Source organism: Hymenobacter metallilatus, from assembly GCF_003944705.1.
Taxonomy (GTDB): Bacteria; Bacteroidota; Bacteroidia; order Cytophagales; family Hymenobacteraceae; genus Hymenobacter; species Hymenobacter metallilatus.
The window spans coordinates 94,509-106,453 of record NZ_RWIS01000012.1 but is presented as its reverse complement, the minus strand read 5'-3'; the positions used below and the strand labels follow the sequence as shown (position 1 = coordinate 106,453).

The following is an 11,945-nucleotide window of genomic DNA, read 5'->3' as shown; positions in this document are numbered from 1 at the left end:
GAGGTTGTTTATGCAGAGCGGATTAGGCTTTTTCTGGAGGGTGGCAGGAGTAGCGGCGTCGCACGAAGGGAAGTCCAGGCAAGGCTGTTCAACGGGAAGACGCGAAGTGTCGCGTCTCTACACTCAGTTTTCCTGGTTGATGAGGTTGACGACCAGCTTCACCATCACGTCCTTATCCTCAGGCTTGCTCTCGGCAATAAGGAGGGTGAGAGCTACCAGGGCGTTGTCGGCAAGGCGGCGGGAGCCGTCGGGTTTGTAGAGGCAGTGATTTTTGTCCATGAACCACACAAACAGGAAGGCTGCAATGCGCTTGTTCCCATCCGAGAAGGAGTGGTTCTTTACCACGAAATAGAGCAGGTTGGCTGCCTTTTCTTCCGCGCTGGGGTACAGTTCTACGCCGTCAAAGCTCTGGTAAATGGTGCGTACCGAGCTTTGAAACGACTCATCTTTTTCTCGCCCAAACAGCACGCTGCCGCCGAATTGTCGGCGCAGGCCGTCCACGGCTTGCAGGGCGGCTTCGTAGGTTAGCTCGAAGGGCGTATCGGGCGTGGTACCGGTAATGCGCAGGCGCTGATGGTCGTACTGGTCGAGCACGTCGAGGGCGCGGGCGTAGTCGCTGAGCACGCGCAACAGGGCGGTGGTCTGGTCGGGTGTTAGCTCCTGGTTTTCGAGTAGCTCGCCTTGCAGCCGCAATAGGCGTTTTAACTCTGTGAAGTGGCGGGCGTCTTCGCGCAGGCGCTTCTCATTCAGCGCGTAGCCCTGCACCAGATACTGCCGCAGCACCCCAGTGGCCCACTGCCGGAACTGCGTGCCCTGCCGGGAGTTCACGCGGTAGCCCACGGAGATGATAACGTCGAGGTTGTAGTAGTCGGCCGGGCGGCCGTCCTTCTTTTTCTTACCTCCCGGACTTCTATGCATTTTTTGCATAGAAGTCGTTTCCAGCTTCTCAGCCGCGAAAACAGGAAAGTCAACAGCACTTCGCACGCAGTCGGATTCGACCAACTCACCTGTTTGAAAAATTGTGCGCAAGTGGCGGCTGATTACACTTTGGTCACGACCAAACAGCGCCACCATCTGGGCCTGGGTGAGCCAGAGGGTTTCGTTTTGCAGCTGCACTTCCAGCTGCGCATGGCCGTTGGCGGACTGATAAAGCAAAATATCCTGGGTAGGCTCCATAAAGGAAATAACGGGGTAAAACGAGCAGCAACTCAGCAATATGCAGAATCAGCCCCGGGAAGCCAAGCCGACTTCGGAACTGGCTACGAAACCCAATGCCCAAAACTTTCCCGGCAAAGTTCAGTTGTGATGCCACCTGCTCACCTCTCAACCTCATGCATGGAATTCGCCGATAAGAACATCCTTATTGTGGGCGCTTCTTCGGGCATTGGTCTGGCCACGGCCCGGCTGCTGCACACGCTCAATGCCCACCTCTTCACCGCCTCCCGCCACCACTCGCCCGAGCTGGCCGAATTGGGCACCACCTTCGTGGAGCTGGACGTAACCCAGCCCGTAGGCACGGTCCTCGACGGCCTGCCGGAGGTGCTGCACGGCGTGGTGTACTGCCCCGGCTCCATCAAGCTGCGGCCTTTTGAGCGGATTCCGGCGGAGGACTTTCGGGCTGATTTGGAGCTGAATGTGCTGGGCGCGGTGCAGGTGCTGCAAGCCTGCATGAAGCGGCTGAAGAAAGCTAACGGCGCGTCGGTGGTGCTGTTCAGCACCGTGGCGGCCGATACGGGCATGGCCTTTCACGCCAGTATTGCCACCGCCAAAGCCGCCGTGGAGGGCCTCACCCGCGCCCTGGCTGCCGAGTACGCCGCCAGCGGTGTTCGGGTAAACTGCGTGGCCCCATCCCTCACCAACACGCCCCTGGCCGCCGCCCTGCTCAATACCCCCGAAAAAGCCGAAGCCAGTGCCAAGCGCCACCCACTCCAGCGCATCGGCGAGCCGCAGGACTTGGCCTACATGACCTCTTTCCTCCTCTCCGACCATGGCTCCTTCGTCACGGGCCAGGTACTGCCCGTAGATGGGGGTATGGGGCGGTTGAAATGAGTTCTTAGACCGTAAGAAGTGATAAGTGAGACTATCTGCTGGCGACGAAAAGTCTAGCAGAACGTAGTCTCACTTCTCATGTCCCCCCTTCTCACTTCTATACCATGAAAATCACGCTCTTCTGGCACCGGCGCGACCTGCGCCTGCACGATAACGCCGGCCTAGCGGCGGCTTTGCAAAGCGGCTACCCGGTGGTGCCACTGTTTATTTATGACCGGGAAATTCTGGATTTGCTACCCAGCCGCCGTGACGCCCGCGTTACGTTTATCTACGACCAGGTAGAGCGGCTGGGGCAGGAAACAGCGCAGGCCGGCGGCAATTTTCTGGCGTTCTACGGCCGGCCGCTGGGAGTTTTCGAGCAACTCCTGACGCAGTATGAAGTAGCCGCCATCTACACCAACGAGGACTACGAGCCCTACGCCGCGGAGCGCGACACAGCCGTGGCGGCACTGGCCCAGCGGCACAGCGCCACCTTTCAGGCCCTGAAAGACCAGGTAATTTTTGCCAAAAACGAGCTACTGGGTAAAAGCGGCAAGCCGGCGCGTACGTTCGGTTCCTACCGCAAAGCCTGGCTGGAGAAGCTGCAAGACTCGGATTTGCAGCCGCATCCGTCGAAGGAGCTGTTCACTGCCGAGCGGCTGGCACGGCTGCCGGAGGCCCCAGCCCGCCCCACGTTGGCCGCAATGGGCTTCGAGGAGTTTCGCCAGGAGGTGCCCGCCAACGAACTGCCGGCCGAGGCGCTGGTGCGCAACTACCATCTCACCCGCAATACTCCCGGCCGCGTGGACAGCAGCACGCGCCGCTCGGTACACCTGCGCTTCGGCACCCTGAGCGTGCGGGAGCTCATGCGCCAGGCCCAGGCCCTCAACCCCAAGCTGCTGGCCGAGCTCATCTGGCGCGACTATTTCATGATGCTGCTCTGGCACTACCCTATCACGGCCACCGAAAGCTTCGAGCCCCGTCTGCGCCAGGTACCTTACCGCAACAATGAGGCAGAATTTACCGCTTGGTGCGAGGGCCGCACCGGCTACCCACTGGTAGATGCCGGCATGCGCGAGTTAAATGCCACCGGCTACCTGCCCAACCGGGCCCGCATTGCGGCGGCTGGTTTTCTGGTAAAGCACCTGCTCATCGACTGGCGCTGGGGCGACCGGTACTTTGCCGACAAGCTCCTCGACTACGATATGAGCCAGAACGTGGGCAACTGGCAGTGGATGGCCGGCATCGGCGTAGTAGCCGCGCCCTGGTTCCGTGTGTACAGCCCTCAAAGCCAGCTGGAGAGCTACGACCCCGACTACACCTATGTGAAGCGCTGGGTGCCCGAGTTTGGTACCGCTACTTACCCTGCCCCTATCGTAGACCATAAGTTTGCCCGCCAGCGGGCCATTGACACGTTGCGGGCCGCCTACCGGGCCGCGGCGGAGTAGGTTTCACGCAGGGTCTCGCAGTGGGTGGCGCAGGGTCTCGCAGTGGACCGTTGAACGACACTGCGAGACCCTACGCCACCCACTGCGAAACCCTGCGTGAAATACCATTGTTATACCTGCACTATGGAACAGCAACCACCCGTGGCCCCCGAAACGGCCGCCTCGCCGAAAGCCCGCATCAAGCAAGCCTACCTCGACTACGTGCTGCGCAAAGGCCATCCGCCGATATCGGTGTTCAAGCTCACGCAGAAGCTGGGCCTGGCCGAGAAGGAATTCTATGCCAGCTACGCCAATTTTGAGGCCATCGACCGGGAAATCTGGGCCGACTTTGGCCGCGAGGCCCGCGCTACAGCAGCCTGTGAGCCAGTGTGGGAAGAGTACGGTAGCCGCGAAAAGTTGCTGGGTTACTACTATACCTTACTCGAAATCCTGAAGCGCAACCGTAGCTACGCCCTGCAGAGTCTGCGCCGTTCCTTGCACCGTATGCCCGGCCTTTCACCCCGCGTCCTCGACGATTTCCGCCAGGAGTTTGAGGTATTTGTGGCTGAGCTATTGCGCGAAGGCCGGCGCACGGAGGAGGTAGCCAGCCGCCATTTCCTGCAGGATGGCTATCCGCGTTTTTTCTGGCAGCAGCAGCTGTTCCTGCTCGGCTTCTTCGCCAAAGATGATACCGTGGATTTTGAGCGCACCGACGCCGCCGTTGAAAAAGCCGTCACCCTGAGCTTCGATCTGGTAGGCCGCAACACGCTGGATTCGGCCGTGGATTTTGTGCGGTTTCTGGTGCGGTGGTAAGTAGGATAAAGGATGAGGGATAAAGGATTGATTAAAAAACACAAGCTTCTATTCTCAGACTACAGAAGGCCGACGGGCTGCGTGCAAATGGGCACAAAGCTGGCAAGTTGTTAATGGTTTGCCAATTACTGGGTCTCCCTCAGCCTTTTATCCCTAATCCTTCTTCCCTTCCATGTCCGATTCCACTCCCAAGCCACTTTCCTCCCTGCCCACCACCAAAGTGGCCCGCGCCGCGCGTTTCGCCAAAACCAGCCTTAACGTGGGAGCTAACTACGTGAAGCACTACGCCAAGCGGGCCGTGGGCGCCGAAAGCTCTGCCGCCGACCTGCACGCCGCCAATGCTGCGGAACTCTACGGTACGCTCAGTGAAATGAAAGGCTCGGTGCTGAAAGTGGCTCAGATGCTGGCCATGGAAAAGAACATCCTGCCCACGGCCTACGCCGACCAGTTTGCCCAGGCCCAGTACCAGACGCCGCCGCTGTCGGGCCCGCTGGTGGTGAAGACGTTTCGAGAGGCGTTTGGCAAGTCGCCGTTTGAAGTATTCGATGCGTTTGACATTGAAGCCCGGCAAGCGGCCAGCATTGGGCAAGTGCATTTCGCTCGAAAAGGCGGTAAAGAGCTGGCCGTGAAGGTGCAATACCCCGGCGTGGCCGACAGCATCCGCTCCGATATCCGGCTGGTGAAGCCTATTGCCCTGCGCGTGCTGGGCCTTGATGAAGCCACCGTGCGGCCCTACCTGCTGGAAGTGGAAACGCGCCTGCTCGAAGAAACCGACTACGCCCTGGAGCTGCGCCGCGGCCAGCAGATTGCCCAAGCCTGCGCCGGACTGGCCCATTTGCAGTTTCCGCAATACTACCCCGCGCTGTCGGCGGCCCGCATCCTTACCATGGACTGGCTACCCGGCCAGCACCTCAAGGAATTTCTGGCTACCAACCCGCCGCAGGCCGTGCGCAACCAGCTGGGTCAGGCTCTCTGGGACTTCTACATGTTTCAGCTCAACGAGCTGCGGCAAGTACACGCCGATCCGCATCCCGGCAACTTCCTGCTCTCCGCTGCCGATGGTGGCACCGTGGGCGTGCTGGATTTTGGCTGCGTGAAGGAAATTCCGGCCGATGTGCACCGCCTGTTCACGGCCCTACTCGCGCCCGAAACCCTCGCCAACCCTGCCCAGCTGGCCGCCTTGCTGGAAGAAGGCGGCGTCCTGCGCCCCGAGGATACCTCAGCCCGCCGTGAGTTTTACGTCAGCACCATGCGCGCTTCGCTGGAGCTGGTGGGCCGCCCCTTCCGCCAGTCCACCTTCGACTTCGGCGACCCGGCCTACATGCAAAGCCTCTACGCCCTCGGCGACGACCTGATGCAGCAACCCGAGTTACGGCAGCAACGAGAGCCCCGCGGCTCCGAGCATTTTATCTACCTCAACCGCACGTACGTGGGCCTATACGCACTACTTACGGAATTGCGAGCCGACATTCGGACCAGCTAAGGGGCTGTTAACATTAAGAATCAGACTGCTGTACTCAGCGGTGTAGAAGCATTTCTACCACTGACCAGCTCAACCGGAAAACATCCGAGTGTTAGCACAGTTTAAAGCATTCCAGCAGTATGTGTGTAGGTACACGACTACTACTGGAATGCTTCATTTTTTTCCCCTCTCTACCTCCATGAAAAAACTCTGGACTTTGTGTGCCGCGCTGCTGAGCGTACTTTCCGTGGCTTCGGCCCAGACTTCGATGAGCTGCTGCACCAAGCCCGCTGCTGGTCAGAACGCTACTGAAGTATTCGCCATGCTGGCTTCCAACGAAGATTTTTCGGGTGGCCACGATGCCCCGTTGCCTTTTACGTATGCTGGTGAAGGCAGCATGATTGAATTCAAGACCACCGACGGGCAGACCGGTAAAGCTTTCGAAATCAAAAGCAACACCAAATCGGATAAGTATCTCCTGGTTATTCATGAGTGGTGGGGCCTGAATGATTACATCAAACAGGAAGCGGCCCGCTTCGCCAAAGAGTTACCCGGCGTCAATGTCATTGCCCTCGACCTCTACGATGGACAGGTAGCCACCGACGCCGACCAGGCCGGCAAGCTGATGCAGGGCGTGAAAACCGAGCGGGCTCAGGCCATCATCAAAGGAGCCCTGCAATACGCCGGTCCCAACGCCCAGATTGCCAGCATCGGCTGGTGCTTCGGCGGCGGCTGGAGCATTCAGACGGCCCTGCTGGCTGGCTCCAAGGCCAAAGCCTGCGTGGCTTACTATGGAATGCCCGAGAAAGACGTAGCCAAGCTCAAGACCTTGAACACCAGCGTGCTGTTCGTATTCGCCAAGCAGGATAAATGGATTAATCAGGAAGTTGTTGACCAGTTCCGCAAGGACATGGCCGCGGCTAAAAAAGACCTGACGGTAAAAACCTACGACGCCGACCACGCCTTCGCCAACCCCTCTAATCCCAAGTACAACAAGCCTTTCGCCGACGATGCCCACGCCGCCTCGGTAGCCTACATCAAGAAAAACCTGAAACTGAAATAAAGCACGGACGCAACCCGATTTTACGGGGTGCACGGATTCACTTGGGCATCCTTCGGCCCAGATACAAAAAAGGCTGCCCACTGCATGGGCAGCCTTTTTTTCGTGTCGGTACCAACGGTTACAGAAACGCGGCGCTTTGCGCCTCTACACCCCTTTCTGACTTTTCAGACTGCCGGGAATCTATTACCTTATTGGCTCCCACTAACGCTGCTGCCATGTCCACCGCTCTTGTTTCCCCGGTTCAGCGGCTGCTGAACGAGTATGCCGAAAGTCACCAGAACCCCACCAATAAGCTGGTACACTGGGTGTGCGTGCCGCTGATTATGTTTTCGATTTTGGGGCTGCTGTGGTCGGTTCCGGTACCGGCGGCGGTGCGGGCCGTTAGCCCATGGCTGAACTGGGCCACGCTGGTAATGGTACTGGCTGTGGTGTATTACGTGCGCTTGTCGGGGCGGCTGGCGGTGGGCATGGTGCTGGTGTGGCTGGCCATGGCCCTGGCTCTGCGGGTAGTACAGGCGCAGGCGGCGCTGCCGCTATGGGCCGTGTGCGTCATTGTGTTTGTGCTGGCCTGGGTGGGACAGTTCTGGGGCCATCAGGTAGAAGGCAAAAAACCGTCGTTTCTGAAAGACCTGCAGTTTTTGCTGATCGGGCCGCTGTGGCTGCTGCATTTCGTGTACCGCCGCCTCGGCTGGCGGTATTGATAGTTTATTGGATGAACTAGAACGTCATGCAGAGCCTGCGAGGAATCTCGCGTGCTACTGTTGTTAAATCGTTGAACGATAACCGCTTCGTAGCCCAGGGTTTAAACGCTGGGCCATATGAAGCAAAGTCAGCACGCGAGATGCTTCGGCTACGCCTCTGCATGACGTTCAAGCTTGTCCATCACCTCATCCCCTAAAACCTACTCCAGCAGCCGGGCCTGTAGCTGCGCCAGGCTTTCCGGGAGTTGCTGCATATCATGCAGCACGAAGTAGAGGTCCTGAAATTTGTCTTTCTCAAAAGGCGTACCCAGCACGCCATCGAGGCTGAAAGGCAGGCGGGTAGGCGCTTCGCTGAGGCTGAATTTCACCTCACCGTGCGAGGACAGCAAGCCGGCCCCGTAGATGCGCAGGCCATCGGGCTGCTGCACCAGCCCAAACTCGGCCGTGAACCAGTACAGGCGCGTAAACTGCTCCAGGGTGCCGGGCCAGCGCTGGCCGTGGTGCACTGCTGCCGCGCCCAGCGCCTGCAGAAAGCCGGCAAACCTGGCATCCGTCAGCAACGGCACGTGACCGAATACGTCATGGAACATGTCGGGCTCCTCCAGGTAATCGAGCTGCTCCAGGGTGCGCAGCCAAGTAGTAGCGGGGAATTTGCGGTCGGCTAGTAGCTGGAAAAACACAGCGTCGTCCACGATGCCCGGCACTACCACCAACTCCCAACCCGTTAGCTCCCGCAGGCGCGGGTTCACCTCCCGAAAGTCAGGAATAGCGTCGCGAGTGAAACCGACGCGGCGCACACCTTCCAGAAAGGCATCGGCGGCGCGACCGGGTAGCAGGGTCATCTGCCGGTCGAAGAGTAGTTGCCACACGTGCTGGTCGGCGGGGGTGTAATCGGCATATACCTGCGTGAGCAGCGGCAGAGCAACGGGAGCAACGGGAGCAGGAACAGACTGCATATCAAAATCAGAAAAAAGTGGAAAAAGAAAAAGCCTGCCTCCGCAGGAAGCGGAAGCAGGCTTGAAAAGACGCTGGGGAGGGTGAAGTGCTAAGCTCAGTTCCTCGCGTACGCCACGGCCGCTCCACTCCGGAGGGGAGCGTAATAGGTAGCAGCGTAATAATAGCGGGACGTGAGCAGCATGTAGGGCAAAGGTAAACGAGTTTTTGGATTTCGGAATAATGAAAGAACGTCATTCCTAGCGGAGCGAGGAATGACGGTTTACTCAACCGGCTCCAACTCCCAGCCGCTCGACAGCAGCGCCGCCAGTTCGGCTACGCTTTCGGTGAGCTGCTCCCAGCTGTTGAGCACAAAGTACTGTTCCTGCAGGTGCGCCTCACTATAGGGCGTGTGCAGCACAGTGGCCAGATCAAAGGGAAAGCGCCGCGAGACGTCGCCGATGCAGTGGTGAATTTCGCCCGATGAGGAGAGCAGGCCGGCTCCGTACATGCGCGTCTGGCCGTGCTCCTCTACCAGCCCAAACTGCACCGTAAAGCCATACAGGCGCTCCAGCCGGGCCAGGGCCACGGCATCATCAAGGTGCTGGGCGGCCACCTGCCCCAGGAAATGCAGGAAGTCCGCAAAGGCGCTGTCCATCAGCAACGGAGCATGGCCGAATACGCCGTGAAACAAATCGGGCTCCTCAATGAAGTCGAACTGTGCCATGGAACGAATCCAGACGGTAGCCGGGAACTTGCGCTGCGCCAGTAAACCAAAGAAATCGGCATCGTTAAGCATACCCCGTACCGGCTCCAGCTGCCAGCCGGTAGCCTTATACAGGCGTTGGCTTACTTCTTCAAAATTAGGAATAGCGTTCCGGTGAAACCCTACAGCGCCCAGCCCTTTCCCGAAGGCCGTGCAGGCACGTTTATGCAGCAAAGCCGTTTGGCGGTCGAACAATACCTTCCAAACCAGCTGATCCTGGGTAGTGTACCGGTCGTAGTGTTGCTGTTCCATATAATCAGGCAGAAAAAAAGCCCGTTTCCTTGTCGGAAGCGGGCTCTTGTGTGGTTTCAGAGGAGAAGCATCTGCGTAACAACTAGCTTCCATGACCGCAAAAGAGCCCTACCCCGTCCTGGACGGGACGATTAATCAGGTAGAAGCATTTCGCGGAGTTGCTAAGCATGATGATACAAATATAGAACACTTACGGAATATTCAACTATTCATCATACCTTAATTTTTTAAGGCCAATTTTAACTATACCATTCAATATTTAACAATACCCCCTCTTAATCATGGGGGCATTATCACATAAAATATGTTTTAAATCAACCTAGGCCCCTCTAAAAAACATACACGATATAAATACACTAGTTAAGCAAACACATTGTTATATAGCTGCATCAGGAAGCAAGTGTCTCTAGATTGTGCAGCCTGTTACCTGAGTTAAAAAGGTGTTTCAGGCAGAACCGCTAATGACTTACCACCAGCAGGTTACAGCTTTCCGTTGGGTTCATACGTCATACTCAGGTTTGTGTCGCCGGTGACTTTGAGGTACACATTAGCTTGCTGGGCAGAAGGATTAAGCAGCAAGGCAGTAGAGCCCGCCATAAACCGTATAGTACCCCGGGCTCCAGGTGCCAGGGTAGCTTTGCCGAAAATACCGCCTCCCCGGGGACGCTCTTTGATTTCGATGGGTACTTTGCCAACGTTACGGGCTTCCACCCGGAAGCCTCCTAACTGCCCGCCGCCCAGCGCAAACTGTTTGCCCGGCTCAATGAACAGATTGGAAGTGATTCCCGCCCAGCAGGCGGTAGCAACAAGCAGACAGGTGAGGCAAGTGACAGCCGCAGCCGGACGATGAAACAGGAAAGCAAACATGGTATGGGGGCTTGAAGTGAATGATGCTTCAAAGAAACAGCCCCCTATAATTCGAAACGCCTCAATTTACGGGCTGGCACGCCTCAACTTATCGTTTGGCACTCCCCCAATGCCACCGACGAGGCAAGCGCAATTCTGGCACCGGGCGGCACTATTCCTGGCGGGCAGCCTCGCTGGGCGTCTGACCCCGTAGCTTCTTGAATACGCGGTTAAAGGTAGATTTAGAGTTAAATCCCGCCTCCAACGCTACTGCCAGCAGTGTGTAATGACGAAACTGCGGGTCACGTAGACGACGCTCGGCCTCCCGCACCCGGTATTCGTTAATAAAGTCGTTGAAATTCTGGCCGCAACCCGTATTAATGACCTTCGACAGCCAGGAGGTGTTGGTACGCAGTTGAGCCGCCAGTTCGCCCAGCGTTAGTTCGGGTTCCAGATACGGACGGGCTGTGTGCATGTGTGCGAGCAGGCGGGTAGTCCAGCGAACCACTTCTCCGTCGGGTTCCAGTACAGGATCAGCCAATGTTTCCACAGGCAGGGCGTCGGTGTGGAGGTCGGTGGCTACCGGGGGAGGCACTGGCGCATCTGCCGTTCCAGCCTCGAGGGCTGTTGCCTGCCCAACCACTACCTGAAGCGGGTGGGCAGTAATATCGGGGGCGAAAGTAGCCGGGCCAAAAGTGGCCGGCGCTGGGGCGGGCTGGAAGCGCAAGGCGGCAAGGCGGTAGCCTGTCAGCAGCCCCGAGATACTGAGGTAATAGATCAAAAGGCCGGTGAACAGGTAGTCATACCAGTTCTGCACGTAGTTGAGGGGCGCAACGAAGATGTTAATCAGGCCGAATACCAGCGTGACGCTGGTGCCCACCACCACGGCCACCAGCACATTGCGCAGCCATCGAAACCGGAGCTGCTCGGTATCGGAGAAATTGTCGTTGAGGTAGCGGGCGTAGGCGCGGTAGGCCCGCAGGGTGTGCACCGCGTAAACCAGCACCGAGAGGTAGCCCAACGTATCGGCCAGCAGCCCGATGGGTTGATAATCGGCCCAGGCGGCCAAGGGGCCCTTCGTGCCGAAGTGAGCAGGCAGCGGCCGTCCTTGCAGCCCATGCCACCAGCCAATGTCGTAGGCAAATACCACTCCGTGCCACGCCACCACAGCCAGCGCCGGCGCAAAGTGCCTCCAGTCCCGCGGCTCCAACCGAAACTCATGGTTGGTAATGCTGCGAAAATAAAAGTACAGCACCGGCCCAACTGCCAGCCAGTTGCTGAATGGCCAATAGAACATGAACGTGCTACGGGCGTCGTGGGAGTCGTACCAGCCGGCAAAGCCCAGCATCCATTGCGCCAGCCGCGAGGCAAACAGCAAGAGCAGCAACGCCAGCCAGCCATCGGCCGCCGCGTCTTCGCGCCGCCGCCGCGCCCATAGCACGGCCGCCACGATAATGCCTTGCAGGAAAAACGGCAGCAGCAGGCCGCTATAGATGTTGAAGCCGAAGAACATATTGGCAAGGTAATAGTGGATCGGACTTTTACTATGTTCAAAAAGCTAGTTCCCCTCCTTGGAAAGGAGGGGCTAGGGGTAGTTGACCTTGCGTTAGAACGGTTTTTAGAACTAGCTCTAGCATCGTTCCAGCGTTCATCA

Annotated in this window: 11 protein-coding genes; 6 read left to right on the top strand and 5 right to left on the bottom strand. The window is 58.1% G+C overall.

Annotated features, from left to right (window positions below; translation table 11 throughout):
- Window positions 1-123: 123 nt before the first annotated feature.
- Window positions 124-1,176 carry a virulence protein RhuM/Fic/DOC family protein gene (gene rhuM, locus EI290_RS16970; protein ID WP_125432806.1) on the bottom strand — a complete coding sequence of 351 codons (1,053 nt, stop codon included), beginning with the start codon at window positions 1,174-1,176 and terminating at the stop codon, window positions 124-126.
- 159 nt (window positions 1,177-1,335) lie between these two features.
- On the opposite strand from rhuM, the gene EI290_RS16965 reads away from it, so the two are divergent.
- The 6 genes from EI290_RS16965 to EI290_RS16940 all read left to right on the top strand — a co-directional run bounded on the left by EI290_RS16965 (window position 1,336) and on the right by EI290_RS16940 (window position 7,494).
- Window positions 1,336-2,049 carry an SDR family NAD(P)-dependent oxidoreductase gene (locus tag EI290_RS16965; RefSeq protein WP_125432804.1) on the top strand — a complete coding sequence of 238 codons (714 nt, stop codon included), beginning with the start codon at window positions 1,336-1,338 and terminating at the stop codon, window positions 2,047-2,049.
- Between the two features lie 104 nt (window positions 2,050-2,153).
- Window positions 2,154-3,476 carry a cryptochrome/photolyase family protein gene (locus EI290_RS16960; RefSeq protein ID WP_125432802.1) on the top strand — a complete coding sequence of 441 codons (1,323 nt, stop codon included), beginning with the start codon at window positions 2,154-2,156 and terminating at the stop codon, window positions 3,474-3,476.
- 123 nt (window positions 3,477-3,599) lie between these two features.
- The gene (locus EI290_RS16955) at window positions 3,600-4,268 is read left to right on the top strand and encodes a TetR family transcriptional regulator C-terminal domain-containing protein (protein WP_125432800.1); all 669 of its coding nucleotides are present in this window, start codon (window positions 3,600-3,602) and stop codon (window positions 4,266-4,268) included.
- A 172-nt stretch (window positions 4,269-4,440) separates the two neighbouring features.
- Window positions 4,441-5,751, top strand: a complete 1,311-nt coding sequence (locus tag EI290_RS16950; protein ID WP_125432798.1) for an ABC1 kinase family protein — start codon at window positions 4,441-4,443, stop codon at window positions 5,749-5,751.
- Window positions 5,752-5,929: 178 nt separating this feature from the next.
- A complete protein-coding gene (locus tag EI290_RS16945) occupies window positions 5,930-6,793 on the top strand; it encodes a dienelactone hydrolase family protein (protein ID WP_185817048.1) in 864 nt (287 codons plus the stop codon).
- Between the two features lie 215 nt (window positions 6,794-7,008).
- The gene (locus EI290_RS16940) at window positions 7,009-7,494 is read left to right on the top strand and encodes an Mpo1 family 2-hydroxy fatty acid dioxygenase (protein WP_125432796.1); all 486 of its coding nucleotides are present in this window, start codon (window positions 7,009-7,011) and stop codon (window positions 7,492-7,494) included.
- A 200-nt stretch (window positions 7,495-7,694) separates the two neighbouring features.
- On the opposite strand, the gene phhA is transcribed toward EI290_RS16940, so the two are convergent.
- The 4 genes from phhA to EI290_RS16920 all read right to left on the bottom strand — a co-directional run bounded on the left by phhA (window position 7,695) and on the right by EI290_RS16920 (window position 11,804).
- Window positions 7,695-8,450, bottom strand: coding sequence for a phenylalanine 4-monooxygenase (phhA, locus tag EI290_RS16935; protein ID WP_125432794.1), 756 nt, complete (start codon window positions 8,448-8,450; stop codon window positions 7,695-7,697).
- Window positions 8,451-8,710: 260 nt separating this feature from the next.
- Window positions 8,711-9,445, bottom strand: a complete 735-nt coding sequence (locus EI290_RS16930; RefSeq protein WP_246008985.1) for a phenylalanine 4-monooxygenase — start codon at window positions 9,443-9,445, stop codon at window positions 8,711-8,713.
- A 480-nt stretch (window positions 9,446-9,925) separates the two neighbouring features.
- Window positions 9,926-10,312: a hypothetical protein gene (locus tag EI290_RS16925; protein WP_125432792.1), complete on the bottom strand. Its 387-nt coding sequence runs from the start codon at window positions 10,310-10,312 to the stop codon at window positions 9,926-9,928.
- 151 nt (window positions 10,313-10,463) lie between these two features.
- Window positions 10,464-11,804 (bottom strand): helix-turn-helix domain-containing protein, encoded by a 1,341-nt coding sequence (locus tag EI290_RS16920; RefSeq protein ID WP_125432790.1) that lies wholly within the window; start codon window positions 11,802-11,804, stop codon window positions 10,464-10,466.
- Between the last annotated feature and the right edge of the window lie 141 nt (window positions 11,805-11,945).